This is a genomic window from Actinophytocola sp. NPDC049390 (genome assembly GCF_044466355.1).
Lineage (GTDB): Bacteria > Actinomycetota > Actinomycetes > Mycobacteriales > Pseudonocardiaceae > Actinophytocola.
In genome coordinates this window covers 19,057-42,595 of record NZ_JBITMQ010000031.1, presented here as the reverse complement: position 1 = coordinate 42,595, position 23,539 = coordinate 19,057, and the positions used below count along the sequence as shown (strand labels likewise).

Genomic DNA, 23,539 nt, shown 5'->3' with positions numbered 1-23,539 from the left:
TGCCGGCCGAGACCACCGCTGCCTGAGGAGCCGGACATGCGCAGCCGCCGGCGTGGGCAGGTGCTCTCGCTGGCCGTCGTACTGGGTGCGGTCGGCCTCGGGACCGCGATCGCGGCCGCGGTGCGCACGCAGATCGACGACGGGTGGGGGTACTCGGCGTACGACCCGGTGCCGCTGAACATCGCGGTCGCCGTCTTCTTCTCGGCCATGGGTGTGCTCGTCGTGTGGCACAAGCCCGCCAACGCGCTCGGCTGGACGATGCTCGCGATCGCCGCGTGGGACGGCGTCGGCGTGCTCCTGACGGTCCTGACCGGAGCATCGGGGTCGCCGGTGCTGATGTGGGTGCAGGCGTGGCTGTGGGCGCCGCCGATCTGGGCGGTCACCACGTTGCTGCCGATGATCTACCCCGACAGCCGCCTGCCGAGCCGCCGCTGGTGGTGGGCGGTCGCGCTGATCGTCGTCGGCACCGTCGTGTACTGCGTTGGTCTCGCGTTCGAGGACGCCGACTTCGTCGGTGCGCGGACCGTGGTGAACCCGCTGGCCAGGCCGGCGTTGGCGGCGCCGCTGCTCACGGTCGGCCAGTACCTGCTGCTCGGCGCGACAGTTCTCGCCGTCGGCGGTCTGGTGTGGCGGTGGCTGCGGGCGACCGGCGTGCGCAGGCGGCGGATGACGCTGCTGCTGTGCGCGTACGCGTTCGGCACGGTGCAGGCGGTGGTTCGGGACAGCATCTCCGGGCAGCTGCCGCTCGTGCTGGACCGCGGGCTGGAGGTGCTGGCGTTCGCGCTGGTGCCGCTGGCCATCGCGGTGGCGGTGACCCGGGACCGGCTGTACGACCTGGACCAGGCGGTGCGGCGCGCGATCGTCGGCGTGGCGACCGTCGGCACGCTGCTGGGCTGCTACCTGGGCGGGTTCGCGGCGCTGGCCGCGGTGCTGCCGTCGGTCGTGCCGGGTTCGGTGCTGGCGGTCGGGGTCGCGGGGGCTCTGCTGTTCCCCGTGACGTTGCTGCTGATCCGGTGGGTTCGGTCGTTGCTGTGGGGGCGGCGGGTGGACGTGGTGGAGCTGGCGGTTGGGCTCGGCAACCGGATGCGTGACCAGCTGGACTCGGCCGAGGTGCCCGCCGCGGTGTGCGAGCAGCTGGTGCGTTCCCTGCGGTTGCGGATGGCGCGCCTGGACCTGGAGACCGACAGCGGTCCGCGCCGGCTCGCGCAGGTGGGTTCGATGGATCGGTCGGGCGGCGCGAACCCGGAGACGTTCGAACTGTGGTACCGCGGCGTGCGGGTCGGGCAGCTGACCGTCCTGCCGTCCGACGGCCACCCCTACCTGGACGAACGCATGTCGCAAGCGCTTGCGTCCCTGGCCGACCAGGTGGCGCCGGTGGTGGCGGCGCTGCGGCTGGACGAGGAGCTGCTGCGGTCCCGCGAGCAGGTCGTGACCGCGCGGGAGGAGGAACGGTCCCGCCTGTCCCGCGAACTGCACGACAACGTCGGCCCCACCCTGGCGGGCACCCGCATGCAGATCGAGGCGGTCCGCGTGAAGCTGCCCGCCGACTCCGCGGCCGTCGGTCTCATGGACCGCGCCATGCGGGGCATCGACGACGCGCTCCGCACGCTGCGCCGGGTCGTCCACGGCCTGCGCCCACCCGAGCTTGACGCGTTGGGCCTGTCCGGCGCACTGCGCGAGTTGGCCGTGTTCCTGTCCGGCCCGTCACTGAAGGTGGAGACCGCGTTGCCCGGCGAACTCGTGCCGCTGTCGAAGCAGGTGGAGGTGGCGGCGTACCGGATCGTGGCGGAGGCGCTGACCAACGTCGTCCGTCACGCGCAGGCCACCCGCGCCGAGATCACGGTGACACTGATCGAGAACCGCCTGGCGGTGGAGGTCGCCGACGACGGCGTGGGCGTTCCGCCTGACGCGGGCCGCAACGGCATGGGCATGCGTTTCATGGCGCAACGAGCCCACGAGATCGACGGCGAGTTCTCGTTCGTGAGCGACGGCACCGGCACCGCCGTCCGCGCCGTGCTCCCGGCGGTCACACCAGACGGTCGAGGTTGATCTCCACGGGAAACGGCACGTCGGTCCGGAACGTCCCGGTCACGACCTGGTCGTCCTGATACCCGAACTGCTCCGTCAACCTGCAGGCCGTCAACGAGATCGGATCGTCGATGTCGATGATCCAGTAGTTCGGAATCCCGGCATCGGCGTAGTCGTTCCGCTTGTGCACGTGGTCCATTCGCTTCGAACTCGGCGAGACGATCTCCACGGCCAACAGCACTTCGGACGCACGAATCATTCCGCCTTCGGACCGCACACGCTTGCGGGCGTCGCGCTGCACGACGATCAGGTCCGGGCGCCTGCTGGAACCGGGTTCGTCCGACAACGCCAGCTGCAGATCGACGTCCACATCCATCTGGACTTCGAAGTCTTCCGGCAGCCGGGGGCGCAGCGCGACCGCCAACTCAAGAGCGGCGTTGTTGTGGTCCGGAACCGGACTCGGCGACATGATCAGGCGGCCTTCGATGAGCTCGGTGTAGCCGTGCTCGGTCTCGCCGAGCGCGGCGTACTCCTCAATGGTCAGCAGGTGGACGGAGCCGTCGTCTAACTCATCCAGCGGTTGAATGGTCATGGCGTCTCCTTCCTGTCTGCCGGCCACGTTCTCACGAGGCACCGACAATTCTGGAGGCTCTGCTCAGCGGCGGCGAATCGTGCGCTGCACGTTGCGCATCTTCGCGCCCTGCGGCATCGGGCCCTTCGGCAGCTGGGCGCCGCGGGCCGCGAGGGCCGACATGCGCTTCTCCAGGGTGTCGATCTGCGCCGGCTTCAGGTTGTTCGGCAGCTTCATGATCGTCTGCTGGAGCCTGCGCAGCGGGACCTGGTTCTCCTCGTTGCCGACGATGAAGTCGTAGATCGGGGTGTCGCCGATCACCCGCGCCACCCGCTTCTTCTCCTGCGCGAGCAGCGTCTTCACCCGGTGCGGCGCACCCTCCGCGACCAGCACGACACCCGGGCGGCCCAGTACCCGGTGGACGGCGTCGAGCTGCGTGGTGCCCGCGACCGTCGGGGTCACCCGCCAGCGGCCGCGCATGTTCTCCAGCGCCCACGCCGCGGCGCCCGGCTGGCCCTCGGCCTTCGAGTACACGTTCTTCTGCACCCGGCGGCCGAACAGGATCACGGCCGCGAGCAGGCCGAACGCGATGCCGACCGGCAGCAGGAACCACTGGATGCCCCACACGAGGCCCAGGCCGAAGAACGCGCCCGCCACCACCACGAAGGCGAGCAGCATCAGCGGCACGAGCGCCTTGTCCTCCTTGCGTTGCATGTTGAACGCCTGGAAGATCTGCTTGCGCTTGGCCTTGGACGCTTCCTTCCGAGCCTTCTTCGCCTCGGCGGCCGCCGCCTTGTCCACCTTCTGAGCCATGAATACCAGGATACGGGGCCTGCCTAGCAGGGGCCTCGGGCGGCCGCACCCCGTGTCCGTCGAACGCTTTCGCGCCCCGATCTGTCAGGATGCCGGGCATGGGTGCGGTAGCTGTTTCCGAGGGTGACCCCGGACTCGACCCCGACCAGCTGACCGCGATCCGCGCGCCCCGGGGACCGGTGTGCGTCCTGGCCGGCGCCGGGACCGGCAAGACCCGCACGATCGTTCACCGCATCGCGCACCTCATCCATTCGGGTCACGTCGCCGCAGGTCAGGTACTCGCGGTGACGTTCACGGCACGGGCCGCGGGGGAGATGCGGACCCGGCTCCGTGCGCTCGGCATCCACGGCGCGCAGGCCCGCACGTTCCACGCCGCCGCGCTGCGCCAGCTGCGGTACTTCTGGCCCCGGGTCGTCGGCGGCCAGCAGTGGGACCTGCTCGAAGGCAAGCTCCGGCTGGTCAGCCAGGCCGCGCACAAGGCGGGTGTGGGCACCGAGTCCGAGGTGCTGCGCGATCTCGCGAGCGAGATCGAGTGGGCGAAGGCGTCGCTGGTCAGCCCCGATGACTACGCCGCCGAGGTGGCGAAGCTGCGTCGGCAGCCGCCCGCGCCCGCCGAACAGGTCGCGCAGGTGTACCGGTGGTACGAGTCGATCAAGACCCGTGCCAACCAGCTGGACTTCGACGACCTGCTCCTCCACACCGCGGCCGCGCTCGAGGAGCACCCGGCGGTCGCCGAGGAGTTCCGGGACCGCTACCGCTGCTTCGTCGTCGACGAGTACCAGGACGTGACGCCGCTGCAACAGCGCGTGCTCGACGCGTGGCTGGGCGAACGGGACGACCTGACGGTGGTCGGCGACGCGAACCAGACGATCTACTCGTTCGCGGGCGCGTCGGCGCGGCCGCTGCTGAACTTCACCCGCCGCTTCCCACACGCCACGGTCGTGCGGCTCGAGCGGGACTACCGGTCCACCCCCGAGGTCGTCGCGCTCGCCAACCGGGTGATCGGCGCCGCCCGCGACCGGCCGGCCGGGTCGCGGCTCAAGCTCATCGGCCAGCGCAAACCAGGACCGGCGCCCGCGTTCGCCGAGCACGAGGACGAGGCGGCGGAGGCCGCGGCGGTCGCGCGGAAGATCTCCGAGCTGCTCGACACAGGCACGTCCGCCAGCGAGATCGCCGTCCTGTACCGGGTGAATGCCCAGTCGGAGACCTACGAGCAGGCGCTGTCCGAGCTGGAGATCCCGTACCTGGTGCGGGGCGGCGAGCGGTTCTTCATGCGCACGGAGGTGCGGCAGGCGACGGCCGCGCTGCGCACGGCGGCGGTGCAGAAACCGACCGGGGAGCTGCCGAAGCTGGTGCGCGAGCTGCTCACCCCGCTCGGCCTGACCGAGGAACCGCCCGCGGGCGGGGCCGTCCGCGAACGCTGGGAGTCGCTCCTCGCCCTGGTCGAGCTGGCCGAGGAGCTGGCGGCGACCGTCGACGGGGCGGACCTCGCACAGTACGTCGTCGAGCTGGACATGCGGGCCCGCGCCCAGCACCCGCCGACCGTCGAAGGCGTCACGCTCGCGTCGCTGCACGCGGCGAAGGGCCTGGAGTGGGACGCGGTGTTCCTCGTCGGGCTCGTCGAGGGCACGGTGCCGATCCTGCACGCCGACGGCACCGACGCGGCGATCGAGGAAGAGCGTCGGCTCCTGTACGTCGGCGTCACCCGCGCGCGACAGTTCCTGTCACTCTCGTGGGCGTTGACGCGTTCGGAAAGCAACCGCCGTCCGCGTCGCCGCAGCCGCTTCCTCTACGGGCTGATCCCCGAGGACCACCCGACGTCGAGGCTCACCCGAGCACGACAGCAGGCCGGTGTCGCGCCGACGCTGTGCCGGGTGTGCGGCAGACAGCTCGTCGGGGCGGTCGCGACCAAGCTCGGGCGGTGCTCGAACTGCCCGGCCGACATCGACGAGGACCTGCTGGCGCGGCTCAAGGAGTGGCGGGCCAAGCGCGCCAGGATGCTCAAAGTGCCTGCGTACGTGGTGTTCACCGACGCCACCCTCACCGCGATCGCCGAGCAGCGGCCCACCGACTCGTCGGCCCTGGTGTCGATCGCGGGCATCGGCGCGAGCAAGCTCGAGAAGTTTGGTTCGGAGGTCCTCGCGCTGCTCGCGGGCGCCGACCGATCGGGTGACGTGTAACGCATCGAGAAGAAGTCCCGAAAAACCTGTTGCGCAGGTCTGACCGGGCCTAATAGCCTGCTTAAGCCAGGCCGGGAGGGCCTGAAGATCTCTAGGACAGTGGGGAGGTGGCCATCGTGAGGAACTTGACTCTCATCAAGTGCACCCCGGGCTACCCCATGTCCTCGGGGCACCCGTCTGTCCTCGGTGGCGCCGGCACGGCCGCGCACCTGCCAGTCATCGTCGAGCGTAAGCGGGTCAACCGTGCGCTGACGGCTGCCGTCCGTGTGCAGACCATCGATTTCCCGTCCATTGCGTCCGCTCCACCTCATGAGCGAAGGACTTGACCGAAAGGTCAAGAACCAAGGCTCACGAAGGCCGCGGACCCGGAAACGGATCCGCGGCCTTCGTGTTTTTTCAGGTCAAACCGCGACAAGAGAACACCAACCAAGGAGTAAACCCTGATGAGTACCGCGACTGTCCCGCTCGACCGCGGGGCACCACCGGACCTTCTCGGCGTGAGCGACCTGCTCGACGTGGCGCCTTCGGCCGGTCTCGACCTGCCGTGCCGCTCGGGCGACAACCCCGACCTGTGGTTCGCCGACACCCCGTCCGACCTCGAGCAGGCCAAGCGGCTCTGCGTGGACTGCCCGGTCCGCTCGGAGTGCCTGGCCAGCGCGCTGGCACGGCAGGAGCCGTGGGGCGTGTGGGGTGGCGAGATCTTCGAGCGCGGCGTGGTCATCGCACGCAAGCGGCCTCGCGGCCGCCCGCGCAAGGAGGACGTCGCTCGTGAGGCGGCCGAGCGCGCTGCCCGTGCACAGGAGGCAGCGGCATGACTCGCCACCAGGTCCTTACGCCGACCAACCACGTTGATCTGATCGTCCCGGAGGGAACCAAGACAATGTTGCTCTACGAAAATCTGGCACGAGAACGAATGCGCGAGGCGGAACAGGACGCTGCCGAGCAGCGCCTGGGCCGCCGGTTGAACTCCGCACGCCGCTGGGAACGTCTCTCGGCGTGGGCAGCCAGACGAGCGAGGCGCGCTCAGGAGCTGCTCTAGTTCAACCAGCACACGACCGCACCGCCCGTCCCGGCACCGCCGGGACGGGCGGTGTCGTCGTATTGGTCCCCGAACGCCGGTGGCGACCGAGAAATCTGCCGTAGCGTCCGGAACTCGTTGCCGCACAAGGACTTCCGTGCATGGTGTCGCCCGGCGATGCCGCCGCTGACACACGTCGCGGTCGCTTCGTTTATCGGGCGCGGAACGCGCCGGAAACACAGTTGTCACCGAAGCCGCCTGAATCAGTCGTATCGTGCTGGGTTGGTTCGACCCGGAGTTCCCGAGCGGGGCGGAGATGACACGAGACGACGGTTCGCGAAACCCGACCACCGCCGGCAGGCGGCGGTCCGGCAAAGGCAAGCGAACCAAGGGCGTCGGCCGCACAGGTGCCCGATTCCCGGCCTTCCACGACGAAGAACCCGACGACACCACCGCCACCACGGACACCCCCAGGCCCGGCGAAACCCCCGACGCCCACGTGTCGTCGGGGCACGTCCCTTCGGACTACGCGTCCTCTGCCGACGTGCGTGCGGCGTCGCGCCATGGCTCGCTCGACCGCACCTCGTCCGGTCTTGTCCCGCGCGGTTATGCGTTGCCGGACCACACCACGCCCGGGTATGCCTCGTCGGAGCACGGGGCGCTTGGTGACGGTTCGGCGGCCGGTGCGGACGTCGCTCCCGGCGACGGTGAGGACGACGCCGAGTTCGTCGGGCGGACCGGGGCGCGGTTCGGGCCGTACTCGGTGCGCAGGCCCAAGCGAGCCAAGGAATCCGACTCCGGGAGCACCCCCGGTGTCGAAAACCCGGTCGTCGAGACGCCGCTCGGCGAGCCCACGCCCGAGCAGTCCGCCGAGCGCACCATGCCGCTGATCAAACCGTGGGAGAGTGCTCTCGTCCGGCCCTACGCGCACACCGGTGGCCGCACGCGCTCCAGCCATCCCCTCGACATCGAGGCGCTCGTCTCCAGCAGTTGGCAGCCCGACCTCGGCGACGCGGTCCTCACCACCCACCACCGGCGGATGATCGTCGACCTGTGCGCCCGGCCGCGGTCGGTCGCGGAGGTCGCCGCGTTGCTGTCGGTGCCGCTCGGGGTCGCGCGGGTCCTGCTCGGTGACCTCGCGACCGCGGGCGTCGTCGTCGTTCACCCCACCGCCGGTACCAGCGGCGACGGTGAACCCGACCTCGCCTTCATGCGCCGCGTACTCGTCGGCCTACGGCGACTGTGACGCACTACCGCTAACGTCGCCCGCATGGCGCACAAGCACACCCACGACAACATCGACTGGCCTGCCCGTCTCTCCTCCCTTCGTCGTGCTGACGAGCTTGACGCTCCCTACAACCGTCAGGTCGCCGACCGGCTCGTCGACCTCCTCGGTGCGGCCACCGAGCCGGTGATCGTCGACGTCGGCTCCGGCGGCGGTGGCATGAGCGTCGCCTTCGCCCAGGCGCTCGCCGCCCGCGGCGGCCGCGTCGTGCTCAGCGACGCGGTCGGTGAGCTGCTCGACCCCGCTGCCGCACTCGTCCGGGACGCCGCGGCAGGCACCTCGGTCGCCGTCGACGCGGTCCGGGCCGACGCCGCCGACGACCGCCTGGCCGACCAGCTGCCCCCGGCTGACCTGGTGTGGGCCTCACGCGTGGTGCACCACCTCCCCGACCAGCAGGCAGCCATCGACCGGTTGGTGCGGGTGCTCGCACCCGGCGGCTGGCTGGCGTTGTCCGAGGGCGGCCTCGCGACACGCTGTCTGCCGTGGGACCTCGGCATCGGTGAACCCGGACTCGGTAACCGGCTGACCGCGGCACGTGACGACTGGTTCGTCGGCATGCGTGCGGAAATGCCTGGTGTGCGGTCTCTGCCCGTCGGCTGGAACACGGCACTCGAGGCGGCCGGGCTGACCGAGGTGTTCTCGTTCAGCTACGTGATCGACCACCCAGCTCCGGCGTCCGAAGCGGTCCGACTGTCCGTTGTGGACTGGATCGCGTGGATGGCCGACGTGGGGGAGGTCCAGCTGTCCGACACCGACCGGGCGGCGGTCGCCCGACTCGTCGACCCCGACGACGAAGCCTACGCGGGCGCACGTGACGACGTGTTCGTCCTCAGCGCTTCGACCGTCTACCTTGGACGGAAACCGGTCTGACGTAAGCTTCCGCGCCATGATTGACGATCCCGACCCGGTCGCCGTGCACTGCGCGCGTTGCGGCCGGTCCCGCGCCGAGGCGGCACCGGCGGACGCGCTCGCGTGGGCCATGACCCACGACGAGCGGGGCCGCACCTGGCTGTGCCCGGCATGCGCACGCACCCACGCGCGGGACATCGAGGGAAAGCTGCCTGACGAATACTGGTGACCGGCCAGCCGTCGAAGGAGCCACCGTCCGGCTGTGCGCGGACGTGTGGCAAGCGAGCGTTGGTTCATGTTCGTGCTCCCAGAAGGTTCGTGATCGTGCGTCAGCTCGCGCGGTGGTGAACGTTCGCCGCCGCCGACGCGAACGCCGCGACCAGCTCGTCCGTCACCGTGACCGGGGCCGAGGACAGGCGTTGCGGATCCGTGCGGTGCAGCGCGACCCCCGCCGCCGCCCAGACCCGGGGGTCGTGGTGGCGGGTGTGCGGGCTCACGTCCCACGCCAGCCCGACCTCGGGCCACCACGCGTCCGGGATGCCCAGCAGCATGCCCGTGTCGTCGTGGACCGGTTGCTGCCAATGCGGTTGCGGCAGTGCCGTGCCGCGCAGCACCCGGCGCGCCAGCGTGACCTCTTCCGGCACGACCTCCGCCGCGCCGGTCAGGTCCGGCGTCAGCAACGCCCGGACCGCGGCCGAGCCGCGCTGGCTGCCCGCGTCCAGCTCGGCGCGCAGCTCGGTCACCGTGCACTGGCCGATCACCGACGTCAGTAACGCGCGCAGCTGGTCATGGTCCGCGGCCCGTCTCGCCACGTCCAGCGCCGCCCGCACCAGCGGTGCGTACGGCAGGCCGGCACGGACCGTCGGGGACGGCGGTCTCGTCGTGCGCTCGACCGTCAGGTATGAGCGGCTGACCAGTCTCCGTTCGGCAGGCGCCAGCACGAGCACGTCCGGGGACAGCGGCACGTCCACGCCGTGCGCACGCATCGCGTCGACGCCGGACACCACCGAACCCGGGCCCGCGTAGGCGATCGCGGCACGTAACCGCTGCCGTCTCGTCGGGCGGGTGGCGCTCATCAGCACCACGCCCGGCAGCACGCGTTGCCAGGGGCCGGACGGCCGGCAGCGGGTCGTGATCGCGTGGTTCGTCGCGCCGTGAGCGCGTAGCTCGGCGATCGTCGTGACCTTGTCGGGGGTGGAGATGAGGTGCATGACTGGGTCGTCGGCGCGGGGAGCGGCGAGCTGAATGGGTGGGGTGAAGATGGGGACGACGTGTGCGAGCGAATGGGACTTTCGTTCGCGCGGGCCCTGTTCTCAGGCCGCGAAACCCGGCTGCCAGCGGGTGATCAGCTCACGCACCGGCAGCTCCGCGTCCAGCTGGCACAGGATGCCCGTCGACCCGCCGAGGACCCGGTGCAGCAGCAGGTACTGCGGCGGCAGGTTCAACGTCCGGCCCGTGCGGAAGTCCTGACCGCGCATGTTGCTGACCCGCATGGCCTGCTTCTGCATCCAGCGCCGCGTGAAGTGGAACGTCTCCGACTTCAGCGGCTCCACGAACGGCGCCAGGTACGCGTAGACGTGGTCCGCTTCCGGCTGTAGCCGCGCGTCAGCGCGGATGAAGTGCTCTTCCCGCAACAGTTCGAGCAGCTCACACGACCGGCCCTCGAGCGCGAGCCGCATCATCCGGCCGTGCGCGGGCGGCAGACCGTCCGGCAGCTGCGCCACCGCGCCGAAGTCGATCACACACAGGCGACCGTCGGCCATCAGCATGAAGTTGCCGGGGTGCGGGTCCGAGTGCAGGAGGCCCGCCCGCGCCGGCGACGAGTAGTGGAACTCCGCCAGCCGCAGCCCTGCCAGGTCACGCTCCTCGCGCGAACCGTCACGGATGACCGAGGACAGCGGCCTGCCCTCCACCCACTCCGTGATCAGCACCTTCGGCGCGCTGGCCACCACCCTCGGCACCAGCACGTGTTCGTCACCGGCGAACGCCTTCGCGAACGCCCGCTGGTGGTCGGCCTCCGACCGGTAGTCGAGCTCCTCGCTCATCCGGTCCGACAGCTCCTGCAGAAGCGGCTTCACCTCGGTGCCCGGCACGACCGCCTGGAACAGCTTGCTGAACCGCTGCAGCTGCCGCAGGTCGGACATCAGCGCCTGGTCGGCGCCCGGGTACTGGACCTTGACGGCCACCTCCCGGCCGTCGTGCCACACCGCCCTGTGCACCTGGCCGATGCTCGCCGCGGCCGCCGGCCGGTCGTCGAACGACGCGAACCGCTCCTCCCACCTGCGGCCCAGCTGCTCGGCCAGCACCCGGCGGGTCGTCTGGGCGCTCATCGGCGGCGCCGCCGACTGCAGCTTCGTCAGCGCCTCCCGGTACGGCTCCGCCATGTCGTTCGGCACCGCGGCCTCGAACACGGACAGCGCCTGCCCGAACTTCATCGCGCCGCCCTTGAGGGTGCCGAGGACGGCGAACAGCTGCTCGGCGGTCCTCGCGGACAGCTCGGCGCTCACCTGCTCGGCGTTCTGCCCGACCAGGCGCTTTCCCCAACCGCCGACCGCTCGGCCGGCGACTCCGAGCGGGATGCTGGCGAGCCGCGCAGTCCGTGCCGCGGTCTTACGAGGCATCTCCGTCACGATCCGATTGTCTCAACTCTTCCTTGGTGTTTGCAGCAACTTTGGCGCAGTGGACCAACCCGTCACGTTGCCGCGCGGCGGCACCACACGGGCACTGCGGGTGCGCTGACCAGTGACGACGCCGCACAGCGGCCGTGCGTGGCTCCAGTGCGACACTTGTCTCACATGTCGCGGGACGGTCCGCGGCACCCCGCAGCCACGCCGCGGCCTCCAGCACCTGGGCCGCCGCGAACGCCGCCGTCGCCTGGGTGCCGGTGAGATCCGTGAGCTGTGTCTGCCCCGCCAACTGGACCGCCAGCTGCGGCCAGCACGCGTCCCTGTCGCAACGCTGCAGGTCAGCGCACCGCAGGCAGCTCGTGAGACCGGGCACCACGAACGGGCCCACGATGCCGATCGTGTCCCGCACCCGGACGAACAGGTGCGGGATCGCCGCCCGCATCACCATGTCGACCAGGTCCGGCCTCGGCACCAGCGAGTCGGCGAGAACCACCAGGTCCGGCGCCCGCGTCGCGGGGAAATGGGTCGTCCTGATGTTCGGCTCGGCCCGACGGAGCGCGCGGCGTGCCGCGACCAGCCGCGGCGTGCCGACGTCCTCGAGCCGGTAGCCGGCCCCGACGTCCTCCGGGCGGACCGCGCCCGTCGCCGCCACGTGCACCCACCCGACACCCGCCGACGCCAGCAGACAGCCGACCGCGAGGGCCAGCCTGCCGTCACCCTGCACGGCCACCGCCAGCTCAGCTCGCCCGATCGGGTGGTCCTGCGGTGACAGCCCCGTCCCCAGCGCGTGGACCTTCGCCGCCGACACCTCACCGGCCATCCGCGCTGAGGTCGGCGCCCCGTCCTCCAGAAGGCCCTGGTCATCGAGGTTGCCGAGCAGGTCGGTCAGTTGCTTGCGGTCACGGTCGGCGAGACCGGCGGACAGCTCGTCCCGGGTGCGGTCACCGGTGAGGCGGCCCGCGACGGCCATCACCCGGTCCGACAGGCCCTCGACCACCTTCGCGTGCCGTGGATCGAGGCCAATCTGCAGCTCACCGCTCTTGCGGCGCAGGACGGGAAGGCCTGCCACGACCCGCGGGCGGACCGGTAGTTGTTTCGTCATGTGGACAGATTCACCGACTTCGCGCCGGCGACGAAATCGTTATCCACAGGCTCCGCAGGTGACCAAGGCCCTGTCAGGGAACGCACTCCGAATTGTCGGTGCGTCGTCGTAACGTGGCAGCCGTGGCCGAATCCAGAGTCGAAGTGCGGCGCAGCAAGCGCCGCACGCGCACCGTGACCGCGTATCGCGACGGCGACACGCTGGTCGTGTTGATACCTGCCCGGCTGTCGAAGGCCGAGGAGGCGCACTGGGTCGCCGAGATGCAGCGGAAGCTGCTGAAGGGCGAGCCTCGGAAGCTCCCACCGACGAAGCCGTCGGACGAGGCGCTGTTACGTCGCTGTGCCGAGCTGTCGGCCAAACATCTTCAGGGTCGCGCCGTGCCGAACAGTGTTCGGTGGGTGCCGCCCATGCGCACCCGGTGGGCGTCCTGCACGCCCGCCGACAAGACGATCCGGGTGAGCGAGCACCTCAAGTCCGTGCCCGGCTGGGTGCTGGACTACGTGCTCGTGCACGAGCTCGCGCACCTGCTGGTGCCGTCGCACAACGCCAAGTTCTGGGACCTGGTCCGGGAGTACCCGCGGGCCGATCGGGCCATCGGCTACCTGGAAGGGCTGTCCGCGGCCGCTGGGCTGGGGGTGGTGGCCGAGGACTGAACCTGGGGTCACGGGCTGAAGGGTTCTTCGGGACGCGGTGCGACTCGAAGAACCCTGCGCGTGCTGCTCGTCAACCCTGGTCGCCGCTGTCCTTGCCGGTGTCCCCGTCCTCGCCGGAGGCCTCCCGGTCGCGCTTGGCCTGCTCCTCGCGCTCCAGCGCGGCGATCGGGTCGTCCTCCAGGGCGGGCTTGCTGCCCACGCGCTCGGCGAAGTCCATCGGCTCGTCCAGGTCCTCCGCGGTCGGTACCAGGTCCGGGTGCGCCCAGATGCCGTCGCGGGCCTCGAAGCCGTGCTGGTCGCCGACCAGGCGCCACAGGGCCGCGGCGGCACGCAGACGCCTCGGGCGCAGTTCCAGACCGACCAGCGTGGCGAACGTCTGCTCGGCCGGGCCGCCGCTGGCACGCCTGCGGCGCAGGGTCTCGCGCAGCGCGTCCGCGCCGGGAAGACGGTCGGTCACCGCGTCGCCGACGACCACGTCCACCCAGCCCTCCACCAGGGCCAGCAGCGTCTCGAGCCTGGTCAGGGCCGCCTTCTGCTCCGGGGTGGTCTGGGGCTCCAGCATGCCCGACTGCATGGCCTCCTCGATCGACTGCGGGTTCGCGGGGTCGATCTGGGTGGCCAGCTGCTCCAGGGCGGACGTGTCGACGCGGATGCCGCTCGCGAACTCCTCGACCGTCGCCAGCAGGCGCTGCCGCAGCCACGGGACGTGCGCGAACAGGCGCTGGTGTGCTGCTTCCCGCGCCGCGAGGAACACCAGGACCTCGCTGTTGGGGCGCTCCAGGCCGCTCGTGAACTCCTCGATGTTCTGCGGCAGCAACGCCACGGTAGCGGGCGGGCCGAGGGGCAGGCCGATGTCGGTCGACGTCAGCACCTCCGACGCCAGCTGCGCCATCGCGTTGCCCAGCTGCGAACCGAACGCCATGCCGCCCATCTGGCTGACCATCGACAGCAGCGGGCCCGCGGCCTGCTTCGCTTCCGCGGGCAGCGCCTCCACCCACGCGCCCGACACCCGGCGGGCGACCGGGTCGCACAGGCGCTGCCACGTCGGCAGGGTGTTCTCCACCCAGTCACGTGGCGTCCACGCCTTCACCGCCGTGGCCCCCGTCGGGAGGATCGTCGCCGGATCGAGCCACATCTCCGCGAGGTGCACCGCGTCGGTCACCGCGCCCTGGAACTCCGTCGACGTGCGGAAACCCACGTCGCCCGAGGTCAGGCGTTGCATCGCGATCTGTTTCGCCAAGTCGTAGTTCACCGGCCCGGCCGAGGTGCCGGCCTGGCTGAGCATCTGCCCGAGCTGGCTGAGCATCTGGCCGAGCTGGTTGAACGCCTCAGCGGGGTTCTCGCCCTGCCCTGAGGGCTCCTTCTTGCCACGGTCGTCCGGGTTCGGCGGTCCGAAGCCAAAGGGAAACTCGGTCATGTGTCCAAGGTACGCGGACACGCCACGCCAGTAACGCGCGGTGATTCGCTCATCGAGAACACGCCGTACCCTGTCAACCCGTGAGTGACACCCCGAGCCCCCAGGCCGAGGCCCCGCGGACAATCGGTTACGAACCGGGCACAGAACGTCCGCGAGGGCTGACCCGGCGCGGATGGACCGTGGCGATTAGCTTCATCCTGGTGGCGGCGCTCGCGCTCATCGGCGGGTTCGTGAAGGTCCCGTACGTCTCCATCGGCCCCGGCCCGACCTACGACACGCTCGGCGAAGTCGACGGCCAGGCCGTCATCGAGGTCGACGGCACCAGGACCTACCCGACGAGCGGGCAGCTGCGGATGACCACCGTGTCGATCAACGACGAGGTCACGCTGTTCGACGCGCTCGGCAAGTGGGTCAGCGGCCGCTACGCGCTCGCGCCACGCGACGAGTACTTCGGTCCCGGCCAGACCCAGGAAGACCTCGAGCGCGAGAACAAGATCATGTTCCAGGACTCGCAGAGCGCGGCGGAGACCGCGGCGCTGCGGCTGCTCGACAAGCCGGTCAAGGTCGTCGTCCAGGAGATCACCCGCGGCGCGCCCGCCGACGGCGTCATCCAGCCGGGTGACCGCCTGTGGGTGGTGAACGGGAAGAACATCGCCGTGCAGGAGGACGTGCGCGAGGCGCTCAAGGGCACCAAGCCCGGGCAGACGGTCTCGGTGACGTTCCAGCACGAGGACGGGCCCAAGAAGACCGCCGACATCAAGCTCGGCAAGGCCAGCGACTTCGGCACCGACGACCGGCAGGAAGGGTTCATGGGCCTCGCGCCGGCCGACCGCGCCGACGTCGACTTCGAGACCACGATCCACCTCGAGGACGTCGGCGGCCCGTCCGCCGGGCTGATCTTCGCGCTCGCGATCGTCGACACCCTCACCCCCGGCGAGATGGAGGCGGGCCGCACCGTCGCCGGCACCGGCGCGATCGACGAGAAGGGCAACGTCAAGCCGATCGGCGGCATCCCGTTCAAGCTGATCGCCGCACAGGAGGACGGGGCGACCGCGTTCCTCGTGCCCGCCGACAACTGCGCGGAAGCGAAGTCGAACACGCCCGACGGCCTGCGGTTGGTGAAGGTGGAGACGCTGGCCGGTGCGGTCGAGGCGCTGGAGGACCTCGACGCGGGCCGGACGCCACCCAGCTGCTAGTTGTCCACAGCCTGCGGAGTTGTCCACAGGCAAGATCGACATCGGTCCATCTGTCGGTGGGCACCGGTAGACTGGCATGGCGGGTGGCCCCCGGGAACGGGTGGGGGTCGAGGTTACGTACCGGGGGCCGGACGATTCTCGCGTTTTCGCAGGTCAGCGGCTTGGTGGCGCGGGTTGTCCTGAAGCGTCTTCCGGGACGTTGAGCGGTCCCGAAAGACGCTTCCCGGTCAGCGGAGGGTGTCCAGCAGGGCGTCGGTCAGGTTGGGGGCCAGTTCCGGGTGCTCGATGATCTCGTCGTCGCCCTCCTGGCTGCGCAGGCGCAGCACGCACGCGGCCGACCCGTCACGTAGGACGGCGGCCACCAGGCGGGCCTCGCGGCGGCGGGGGTGCTCGGCGGCGATGCGACGCAGCGCGTCCGTGTCACCGGTCTTCTCACCGCCGGGCAGGGTGTCCTCCGCGTCCGGCGGGAGCACCACGATCTCCTGGGCGACGGCGCACCCCTCCACCGCCTCCGGCCACATGATGCCTGCCAGCGCCTCCGCGAGGTCCTCGTTGGGCAGCTGGTCCTGGGCGACCGGGGTGAGGAACGCGCCCGCGTCGACCTGGCCGGCCAGTTCGGGGTTGGCCGCCACCAACTCGGCGGTCGGGACCAGGGCGAACAACTGCGGGGGCTGGTCCCACCCGGCCGTCGACACGAAGTCGTCGACCTCCCGGGCGGCGGCGGACAGGTGCTGGGCATGGCTCGCGGACATACCTGCCATCCTCACCTATTCTCGCGTTCGGCTATTTCGACCTACCCGAACGGGAACCTGACAGGCTCGGAATAGAGTTGGACATCTAGGACAGCCCTCGGCGGTCCTGCGAACACTGGTCAACACAGGGAGTGCACCGTGGCCACCAGGCCCCCGATCGGCATGCCGAAGCTGTCCCGACGCGCCAAGATACTCCTGAGTATCGCCGGTGTCCTGATCCTGGTGCTGATCGTCGGCGCCCGGCTGCTGGACACCTACGTCGACTGGCTCTGGTACGGCGAGGTCGGCTTCCGGTCGGTGTTCACCACCGTGATCCTCACCAGGCTCATCCTGTTCTTCGCGATCGGGCTGCTCGTCGGCGGGCTGCTGGCGGTGAGCCTCGCCATCGCCTACCGGTCGCGGCCGGTGTTCGTGCCGGTCTCCGGCGCGGACGACCCGCTCGCCCGCTACCGGTCGACCATCGTGCAGCGGGTGCGGCTGTTCGGCATCGGCGTCCCGGTGGTCGTCGGCGCCATCGCGGGCGCCGCGGGCCAGGGCGAGTGGCAGCCCGTGCAGCTGATGCTCAACGCGCAGACGTTCGGGCAGACCGACCCCGAGTTCGGCAAGGACGTCGGCTTCTACGCGTTCACGCTGCCGTTCATCAGCTGGCTCATCACCTGGCTGTTCGTCGCGCTCGCCATCGCGGGCATCGGCGCGCTCGTCACGCACTACATCTTCGGCGGCATCCGACTGGGCGCCAAGGGCGACAACTTCTCCGTCCCCGCCCGCGTGCAGCTGTCCGTCACCGCGGGCCTGTTCGTCGTCGTCCTCGCCGTCGACTACTTCTTCGAGCGCTACGAACTGCTGTTCTCCACCCGCAACGGCCTGTTCGACGGCGCCACCTACACCGACCTCAACGCGGTGCTGCCCGCCAAGCTCATCCTGATGTTCATCGCCGGGTTCTGCGCCGTCGCGTTCTTCGTCGGCGCGTTCGTCAGGAACCTGCAGCTGCCCGCCATCGCGATCGTGCTGCTCATCCTCTCCAGCATCCTCGTCGGCTGGGCGTGGCCGACCGTGCTGCAGCAGTTCTCCGTCAAGCCCAACGAGGCGGAGAAAGAGGCGATGTCCATCGAACGGAACATCAACGCCACCAAGTACGCGTTCGGGCTCACCAACGACAAGGTCGAGTTCGAGGACTACGCGGGTGACGCCTCCGTCGACGCCGCCACCTCCCAGAAGGTGAAGGCCGACACCGGCACCATCCCCAACATCCGCCTGCTCGACCCGAGCATCCTGTCCCGCACCTTCACCCAGCGCGAAGGTGGCGAGAACTTCTACGGCTTCCCGACCAAGCTCGACGTCGACCGGTACGAGGTCAACGGCAAGGTCCAGGACTACATCGTCGCGGCCCGCGAACTCGACTCCACGCGGCTCGCCGCCAACCAGACCTCCTGGATCAACCGGCACCTCGTCTACACGCACGGCAACGGGTTCGTCGCCGCGCCAGCCAACCGCATCAACCGCGCGCTCGCCGAAGGCGAGTCCAGCGGCGAAGGCGGCTACCCGGTCTTCACCGTGAGCGACCTCGAGGCGCTCGAGAGCGGCCGGGACATGGACATCCCGGTCACCGAGCCGCGGATCTACTACGGCGAACTCAACACCGACTACGCGATCGTCAACGCGCGCGGCGAGTACGACACCCCCACCGACCAGAACTACCGCTACAAGGGCCAGGGCGGCGTGCCCGTCGACGGCTGGTTCAACCGGTTCGTGTTCTTCGCCCACTACGGCGAGCGGAACATCCTGTTCTCCAGTGACATCGGCGAAGGCTCGAAGATCATGTACAACCGTGATCCGCGGGACCGCGTCAGCAAGGCCGCGCCGTGGCTGACCGTCGACGGCGACCCGTACCCGGCGGTGGTCGACGGCCGCATCAAGTGGATCATCGACGGCTACACCACGCTCGACAACTTCCCGTACGCGCAGCGCACCCCGCTCGGCGAGGTCACCAACGACTCGCTGACCGGCGTCGCGCGGCAGGAGAACCGGGACATCAGCTACATCCGGAACTCCGTCAAGGCGACCGTCGACGCGTTCGACGGCACCGTGACGCTGTACGCGATCGACGAGAAGGATCCCGTGCTGAAGGCCTGGGAGAGCGTCTTCCCCGACACCGTGAAGCACGGCGAGATCCCCGACGCCCTCCGCGAGCACTTCCGCTACCCGGAGGACCTGTTCAAGGTGCAGCGTGAACTGCTCGCGCAGTACCACGTGGAGAACGCGGGACAGTTCTTCTCGACCCAGACGTTCTGGGACGTGCCGTCCGACCCGACCGGCAGCAACAACGAGGCAGGAGGCGCGGCACCGAACCAGCCGCCGTACTACGTCCTCGCGCAGGCGCCAGGCCAGGCCGAGCCGACGTTCCAGCTCACCAGCCCGATGACGCTGCTGCGAAGGCAGTTCCTCGCCGCGTGGGTGTCGGTGTCGTCCGACCCGGACGACTACGGCCAGTTCAGAGTCCTGCGACTACCCGCACAGGACCAGACGAAGGGCCCCGGCCAGGTCCAGAACGAGTTCGAAACCACCGACGAGGTGACCGAGAACAGAACTCTGTTCCAGAACCCGAACGTCAACGTCATCTACGGAAACCTGCTGACGTTGCCGGTCGCGGACGGCCTCCTCTACGTCGAACCGATCTACATCGAGCAGAAGGACGAGAACGCGTTCCCGCAGCTCGCCCGCGTGCTCGTGTACTTCGGTGGACGAGTCGGGTTCGCGCCGACGCTGCAGGAGGCGCTCGAGGAGGTCTTCGGCGAAGGCGCAGGCGGCGAGGTGACACCGCCGGAGGAAGGCGAACAGCCGCCGCCGGAGACCGAGACCCCGTCGACACCACCCGGCACGACCACGCCGCCGCCGTCGACCGGCGGGGACAACCCAGGCATGGACAAGGCCGTGCAGGACATCGGCAACGCGCTCGAGGCGTTGAAGAACGCCCAGCAGTCCGGTGACTTCGCCGCCCAGGGCCAGGCACTGTCCGACCTGGAGAAGGCCGTCGCCGCCTACGAGTCCGCCAAGGCCAACCCGCCGTCGGGTGGCGGCGGCTGAGCCGACCCGGACCAACCGAAAACGCGGCCTCCCCCGACCACCGATCGGGGAGGCCGCGTTTTTCGTCTGGAAGGGCTAGCGCGATCCGGCATTGCGGCGAATGCGGCAACCGCCGCACACGAAAAAAGCACGGCCGCCCGCGGTGCGGACGGCCGTGCTTGCTTCACCGCGTCAGATCATCGGGTGTCGTCGAACAGAGCCAGGGAGAGCCAGTTATCCACTGTGGACGTACAAGCACGCAACAGTGACACCGCGACGCCAAATGTCAATATCCCGGCCGGCTACCGGACGCGGTTCCGTGCTTTGACCGCGTCCGCGAACCACCCGGTCAGGCCTTCTTCGCGCGCGTCCTGCGCTTGGCGGCGGGCTTCGCCGACTTCGCCTGCTTCGACTCGGCCTGCGCCTCCTTGTAGGCCTCGACGACGTGCGACGGAATACGTCCGCGGCCGGCGAGCTCGTAACCGTTCTCCAGCGCCCACTCGCGGATCTGGCCGGCCTCACCGGAGTTCGCGGACTTGCCGGCCTGGCCAGGACGCGTGCCGCGCTTGATCCGGCCACCGGTGCGCCGCGCCGACTCGACGAACTCCGCCAGGCTTTCCCGCAGCTTTTCCGCGTTGGCGTCCGAGAGGTCGATCTCGTAGCTCACGCCGTCCAGGCCGAACAGGACGGTGGAAACGTCCTCCGAGCTGGTGCCGTCCAGGTCGTCGACGAGCTGTACCAATACCTTCTGAGCCATCTGGCTGCTCTCCCTTGGACGCCGTTGCACGAGACATGCGTGCACAACCGTTGGTTTGTGTCGGCACACTAGCAAATAAGCGGCCTGAGTCCGAAACGAACCGGGATCGCTGCTGGTGCCGACTGTCCGAACGCGACTCCGCGTGGACGCACCTTCCATGAGCCATTTCCAGTGCGACGCAAGGCGACTTACCGGATTCAATTCGCTCGATCGATGAACGGACGTCCAATTGCGGCGGTGTCCACACGGGAGCGGCCGGCAGAGGTGAATGTGACACGTATTACTCGTGCACGCAAAAGAACGATGGCCCCTCGGAAGGATCTCCGAGGGGCCATCGTCCCTGGTAGCGGGGACAGGATTCGAACCTGCGACCTCTGGGTTATGAGCCCAGCGAGCTACCGAGCTGCTCCACCCCGCGTCGTTGTGTTCATAACTATACGCGGGGTTTCGAGGGGGTTTCCACCGGGGGGTCATTTGTGCGCTGACCTGGGCAAACGTGGCCCGAAGGGGTGGTTGCAGGGTTGGGGCTCGAAGGGTGCGGCAGGGGTGCGTGGAGCTGGGGGTGCCGGAGGTAGGCGGGGGAGATGCGTGGAGGGCTCGAAGGGATACGCGGGCCCGGAGATGGCCGAGATGGGGAGGGATGGGCTTCGAAGGGAACGGGGCGGGCGGTGGGGAAGGGATGGGTTGGTCGGCGGGCGGGGACAGGGCGGGGATCGGAGGGGGTACAGGGAGGGCGAGGAAGGGCTGGGAAGAAGGCGGGAGGGGGTGGGGGGAAGGAAAGGGTGACGAGGAGCGAGGAAAGGGCGGAGAGGGCGGGGCGTGCGAGAACGGGGAAGGACGGGCGTGTGAGGACAGGGAAGGCGGAGGGGCGGGGCATGAGAGGACCTGGGGAGGAATGGGAAGGGATGGGAAGGGATGGGAGGAGAACGGCTAACGGGCAAGGGTGGGCAGGCAGGGCGAACGGGGAAGGGCGGCGTGAAGCGGTGGGTGAGGAAGGGCGGTGCAGGTAGGAGCGGGCGGGGAAGGGTGGCGAGAGCGAGGCGGCATGAGGGAGCGGCAAGAGGGAGGAGTGGGCGAGGAAGAACGGCGAGGGAAGGGTGCGGGAGGGCCGGCGAGAGGGCATAGCGGGGGAAGGGCGGCGCTGGGAGGAGCGGGAGGAAAGGACGGTGCGGGGTAGGGCGAGGGAGGACGGCGCTGGGAGGAACGGGGAGAAAGTCCGGTGCGAGGTAGGGCGAGGGAGGACGGCACTGGGAGGACTGGGGAGGAACGACGGCGCTGGGAAAGGGCAGGCGAGGAAGGGGAGGCGTGGACAGGTAGGGCGATGGGGGGAGGGAGTGGACGGACAAAGGTGGCGATCGGATGGAGGACGGGCAAGGGCAGCGAGGGGAACGGCATTGAAAGGAAGGGGCGGGCGGACACGGGTCGCGATGGGGAGGGGTGGACAGGGAGGCCAGCGGGGGTAAGGAAGGGTGGAGGCGGGAAAGGCGAGACGGACGCGGTAGGGCAGGAAAGGCGGGGACGAGCGGGAAAGACGGGGAAAGGCCCGGGGAAGGCAGGGAAAGGCCGGGGATGGCAGGGGAAGGCCGGGGAGGCGGGGGGAGGAGCGGGGAAGGCCGGGGATGGCAGGGGAAGGCCGGGGGAAGGCCGGGGGAAGGCGGGAAGGCGAGGTGGGAGGAGCGGGAAAGGCGGGGAAGGCAGGGGATGGCAGGGGCTGGCAGGGGAAGGCAGGGGAAGGCGGGGAAGGTAGGGAAGCAGGGAGGATCGGAAAGGGCGGGGAAGGGCGGAGAAGGGAACGTGCGAGGGGAAGTGAGGCGGGGATGGGTGGTGAGGGCGGCGGCGGGGGAAGGAGTGAGCGTCGGAGGGAAAGGGTGGCTGTCGGAAGCGGAGATGGCGGGGGTGGGCCACTGGGGACAGCTGGGAAGGCATGGGGATGGGTGGATGGAAGGCGTGGAGGTCAGGGGGTGTGTCGAAGTGCGCAGGCGACTGATTGGTGACGTGTGGACGGTTTGGTGTCGAGCATTCGGCGCGTGAGCCGTGCGTTGTGAGCGATGTGGACGAAGGTCGCTGCTCCGTTTGGCGGCGGTCTGGACCACTGGAGTCCCTGTGGTGGCCCGGAAGTTTCGGCGTGACAGAAGTCGGTCTGTGTGATTTCCAGTTCGGACACTTGGTTGCACGAGACGCATGCACGTGCACCTGGGTGTGCGAATAGTTGCGACAGGGCGCCGACGGGTCGTCCACACAGGACTGGGTGGGCGTCGTGCGCGTGTGACCGTCGTCATCGGTCGCTCGAGTCCCGCATGAGAACGGTCATTGTCGAGTGGGCTCTGGGGATGTTTTACCCGGATGGAGTAGCGGCCTTCTCGGGGGGCCCCGGAACGCTGGAAACGGCGTGGAGAAGCGCGGTTCTGTGTTCCTGTCGCGGTTGTCCCGGGTGGGGTGAGGGTCGTGTCGTGGCCGGTGTGTGCGTGTCGCCCCGTTGGTATTTGCGCTGGTACAAGCGTTAACGGCCGTCTCGAATCGGGAAGTTCTTTCGCGGTGCGAAGGATTCCTTGGCTCTCAGGGAGATCGGTGAATCTCGGCGTACTGTGCGACTGGAACTCCTCGTGGCGGCTCCCGAAATCGCACAAGCCACAGTGGACAGATGTCCCGGCCACTGTGGACACCGGCTTCTGTTCGTGGCACGGTGGTAAGGTGTCTGAACTGAATGCAACTGCTGCTGCCCTCTTGGGGCTGCTGCACGAAGGTCCGGCTACTGGTGGGCAATTGGTCTCGGCTGCCCGTGATCGATTTGGGTCGTTCTTCAGTGTCACGCGGAGTCAGGTATACCGCGAGCTCCCCGCACTCGCCGACGCCGGTTTGGTCCGGCTCGGCAAGCAGGGGCCGCGGTCGAGCCAGCAATACCTGGTCACCGCCGCGGGCAAGAAGGCGTTCAAAGGATGGTTGGGCAGTGAGCCCGGTCCCGACCATCTCCGCAGCCCATTGATCCTGAGGCTCGTCCACGCGGACGCGCTGACGGTGAAACAGCGGGCGGCGCTCATCGAGTCGGCCAAGAAGGTCTATTCCGACGAACACGATGCGGCGAGGTCGGCGGTCAAGGCCGCCGACGGCGCCTACTCGAAGGCGATCGCTGAGTTCGGGGTGGCGCGAGCGAAGGCGGTCCTGAAGCTGCTCGACTCCATTCCCACCTCCTGAAAGGGTCGCCACAAGCGGACGGCGTGCGGGTTCACG

18 protein-coding genes and 1 tRNA gene are annotated in these 23,539 nt (G+C 69.5%); 10 read left to right on the top strand and 9 right to left on the bottom strand.

The window, feature by feature from the left end; genetic code table 11:
- Positions 1 to 36: 36 nt before the first annotated feature.
- The gene (locus ACIBVP_RS44770; RefSeq protein ID WP_396112664.1) at positions 37 to 2,049 is read left to right on the top strand and encodes a histidine kinase; all 2,013 of its coding nucleotides are present in this window, start codon (positions 37 to 39) and stop codon (positions 2,047 to 2,049) included.
- On the opposite strand, the gene ACIBVP_RS44765 is transcribed toward ACIBVP_RS44770, so the two are convergent.
- Positions 2,027 to 2,620 carry a Uma2 family endonuclease gene (locus tag ACIBVP_RS44765; RefSeq protein WP_396112663.1) on the bottom strand — a complete coding sequence of 198 codons (594 nt, stop codon included), beginning with the start codon at positions 2,618 to 2,620 and terminating at the stop codon, positions 2,027 to 2,029. The genes ACIBVP_RS44770 and ACIBVP_RS44765 overlap by 23 nt on opposite strands.
- 63 nt (positions 2,621 to 2,683) lie before the next feature.
- Positions 2,684 to 3,412: a DUF4191 domain-containing protein gene (locus tag ACIBVP_RS44760; RefSeq protein WP_396112662.1), complete on the bottom strand. Its 729-nt coding sequence runs from the start codon at positions 3,410 to 3,412 to the stop codon at positions 2,684 to 2,686.
- 98 nt (positions 3,413 to 3,510) lie between these two features.
- Here ACIBVP_RS44760 and ACIBVP_RS44755 point away from each other — a divergent pair, with 98 nt between their 5' ends.
- The 5 genes from ACIBVP_RS44755 (at position 3,511) to ACIBVP_RS44735 (ending at position 8,973) form a co-directional block, all read left to right on the top strand.
- Positions 3,511 to 5,592 (top strand): ATP-dependent DNA helicase UvrD2, encoded by a 2,082-nt coding sequence (locus tag ACIBVP_RS44755; protein ID WP_396112661.1) that lies wholly within the window; start codon positions 3,511 to 3,513, stop codon positions 5,590 to 5,592.
- 443 nt (positions 5,593 to 6,035) lie between these two features.
- Entirely contained in the window at positions 6,036 to 6,407 is a 372-nt protein-coding gene (locus ACIBVP_RS44750) for a WhiB family transcriptional regulator (RefSeq protein WP_396112660.1), read from the top strand.
- 519 nt (positions 6,408 to 6,926) lie between these two features.
- Positions 6,927 to 7,856: a DUF742 domain-containing protein gene (locus ACIBVP_RS44745; RefSeq protein WP_396112659.1), complete on the top strand. Its 930-nt coding sequence runs from the start codon at positions 6,927 to 6,929 to the stop codon at positions 7,854 to 7,856.
- A 24-nt stretch (positions 7,857 to 7,880) separates the two neighbouring features.
- Positions 7,881 to 8,765 carry a class I SAM-dependent methyltransferase gene (locus tag ACIBVP_RS44740; RefSeq protein WP_396112658.1) on the top strand — a complete coding sequence of 295 codons (885 nt, stop codon included), beginning with the start codon at positions 7,881 to 7,883 and terminating at the stop codon, positions 8,763 to 8,765.
- Between the two features lie 19 nt (positions 8,766 to 8,784).
- The gene (locus tag ACIBVP_RS44735) at positions 8,785 to 8,973 is read left to right on the top strand and encodes a hypothetical protein (RefSeq protein WP_396112674.1); all 189 of its coding nucleotides are present in this window, start codon (positions 8,785 to 8,787) and stop codon (positions 8,971 to 8,973) included.
- A 100-nt stretch (positions 8,974 to 9,073) separates the two neighbouring features.
- On the opposite strand, the gene ACIBVP_RS44730 is transcribed toward ACIBVP_RS44735, so the two are convergent.
- The 3 genes from ACIBVP_RS44730 to ACIBVP_RS44720 form a co-directional block, all read right to left on the bottom strand.
- Positions 9,074 to 9,955 carry a hypothetical protein gene (locus tag ACIBVP_RS44730; protein ID WP_396112657.1) on the bottom strand — a complete coding sequence of 294 codons (882 nt, stop codon included), beginning with the start codon at positions 9,953 to 9,955 and terminating at the stop codon, positions 9,074 to 9,076.
- Positions 9,956 to 10,057: 102 nt separating this feature from the next.
- Complete coding sequence (locus ACIBVP_RS44725) at positions 10,058 to 11,365, bottom strand: ABC1 kinase family protein (protein WP_396112673.1); 1,308 nt, start codon at positions 11,363 to 11,365, stop codon at positions 10,058 to 10,060.
- The gene (locus tag ACIBVP_RS44720) at positions 11,355 to 12,473 is read right to left on the bottom strand and encodes a ThiF family adenylyltransferase (RefSeq protein WP_396112656.1); all 1,119 of its coding nucleotides are present in this window, start codon (positions 12,471 to 12,473) and stop codon (positions 11,355 to 11,357) included. The genes ACIBVP_RS44725 and ACIBVP_RS44720 overlap by 11 nt, the downstream gene beginning before the upstream one ends.
- Before the next feature lie 122 nt (positions 12,474 to 12,595).
- On the opposite strand from ACIBVP_RS44720, the gene ACIBVP_RS44715 reads away from it, so the two are divergent.
- Entirely contained in the window at positions 12,596 to 13,126 is a 531-nt protein-coding gene (locus tag ACIBVP_RS44715) for a M48 family metallopeptidase (RefSeq protein ID WP_396112655.1), read from the top strand.
- 70 nt (positions 13,127 to 13,196) lie between these two features.
- On the opposite strand, the gene ACIBVP_RS44710 is transcribed toward ACIBVP_RS44715, so the two are convergent.
- Positions 13,197 to 14,543, bottom strand: coding sequence for a zinc-dependent metalloprotease (locus ACIBVP_RS44710; protein ID WP_396112654.1), 1,347 nt, complete (start codon positions 14,541 to 14,543; stop codon positions 13,197 to 13,199).
- Positions 14,544 to 14,722: 179 nt separating this feature from the next.
- Here ACIBVP_RS44710 and ACIBVP_RS44705 point away from each other — a divergent pair, with 179 nt between their 5' ends.
- On the top strand, positions 14,723 to 15,739 hold the full coding sequence (locus ACIBVP_RS44705; protein WP_396112653.1) for a PDZ domain-containing protein: 1,017 nt from the start codon (positions 14,723 to 14,725) through the stop codon (positions 15,737 to 15,739).
- Between the two features lie 227 nt (positions 15,740 to 15,966).
- Here ACIBVP_RS44705 and ACIBVP_RS44700 read toward each other — a convergent pair whose 3' ends face one another.
- On the bottom strand, positions 15,967 to 16,491 hold the full coding sequence (locus ACIBVP_RS44700; protein ID WP_396112652.1) for a PPA1309 family protein: 525 nt from the start codon (positions 16,489 to 16,491) through the stop codon (positions 15,967 to 15,969).
- Positions 16,492 to 16,629: 138 nt separating this feature from the next.
- Here ACIBVP_RS44700 and ACIBVP_RS44695 point away from each other — a divergent pair, with 138 nt between their 5' ends.
- Complete coding sequence (locus ACIBVP_RS44695; RefSeq protein WP_396112651.1) at positions 16,630 to 19,575, top strand: UPF0182 family protein; 2,946 nt, start codon at positions 16,630 to 16,632, stop codon at positions 19,573 to 19,575.
- Positions 19,576 to 19,903: 328 nt separating this feature from the next.
- On the opposite strand, the gene ACIBVP_RS44690 is transcribed toward ACIBVP_RS44695, so the two are convergent.
- Positions 19,904 to 20,311, bottom strand: a complete 408-nt coding sequence (locus tag ACIBVP_RS44690) for an Lsr2 family protein (protein WP_396112650.1) — start codon at positions 20,309 to 20,311, stop codon at positions 19,904 to 19,906.
- A gap of 341 nt (positions 20,312 to 20,652) precedes the next feature.
- Positions 20,653 to 20,729: transfer RNA gene (locus ACIBVP_RS44685), tRNA-Met, on the bottom strand.
- Positions 20,730 to 23,002: 2,273 nt separating this feature from the next.
- Here ACIBVP_RS44685 and ACIBVP_RS44680 point away from each other — a divergent pair.
- Entirely contained in the window at positions 23,003 to 23,503 is a 501-nt protein-coding gene (locus ACIBVP_RS44680; RefSeq protein ID WP_396112649.1) for a PadR family transcriptional regulator, read from the top strand.
- Positions 23,504 to 23,539 lie beyond the last annotated feature (36 nt).

Excerpts from the sequence above, each read along its gene's own strand:
- ACIBVP_RS44755 (WP_396112661.1), top strand. The coding sequence starts at position 3,511 with ATGGGTGCGGTAGCTGTTTCCGAGGGTGACCCCGGACTCGACCCCGAC.
- ACIBVP_RS44760 (WP_396112662.1), bottom strand. The coding sequence starts at position 3,412 with ATGGCTCAGAAGGTGGACAAGGCGGCGGCCGCCGAGGCGAAGAAGGCT.
- ACIBVP_RS44730 (WP_396112657.1), bottom strand. The coding sequence starts at position 9,955 with ATGCACCTCATCTCCACCCCCGACAAGGTCACGACGATCGCCGAGCTA.
- ACIBVP_RS44740 (WP_396112658.1), top strand. The coding sequence starts at position 7,881 with ATGGCGCACAAGCACACCCACGACAACATCGACTGGCCTGCCCGTCTC.
- ACIBVP_RS44765 (WP_396112663.1), bottom strand. The coding sequence starts at position 2,620 with ATGACCATTCAACCGCTGGATGAGTTAGACGACGGCTCCGTCCACCTG.
- ACIBVP_RS44770 (WP_396112664.1), top strand. The coding sequence starts at position 37 with ATGCGCAGCCGCCGGCGTGGGCAGGTGCTCTCGCTGGCCGTCGTACTG.
- ACIBVP_RS44710 (WP_396112654.1), bottom strand. The coding sequence starts at position 14,543 with ATGACCGAGTTTCCCTTTGGCTTCGGACCGCCGAACCCGGACGACCGT.
- ACIBVP_RS44720 (WP_396112656.1), bottom strand. The coding sequence starts at position 12,473 with ATGACGAAACAACTACCGGTCCGCCCGCGGGTCGTGGCAGGCCTTCCC.
- ACIBVP_RS44750 (WP_396112660.1), top strand. The coding sequence starts at position 6,036 with ATGAGTACCGCGACTGTCCCGCTCGACCGCGGGGCACCACCGGACCTT.
- ACIBVP_RS44700 (WP_396112652.1), bottom strand. The coding sequence starts at position 16,491 with ATGTCCGCGAGCCATGCCCAGCACCTGTCCGCCGCCGCCCGGGAGGTC.
- ACIBVP_RS44725 (WP_396112673.1), bottom strand. The coding sequence starts at position 11,365 with ATGCCTCGTAAGACCGCGGCACGGACTGCGCGGCTCGCCAGCATCCCG.
- ACIBVP_RS44690 (WP_396112650.1), bottom strand. The coding sequence starts at position 20,311 with ATGGCTCAGAAGGTATTGGTACAGCTCGTCGACGACCTGGACGGCACC.
- ACIBVP_RS44745 (WP_396112659.1), top strand. The coding sequence starts at position 6,927 with ATGACACGAGACGACGGTTCGCGAAACCCGACCACCGCCGGCAGGCGG.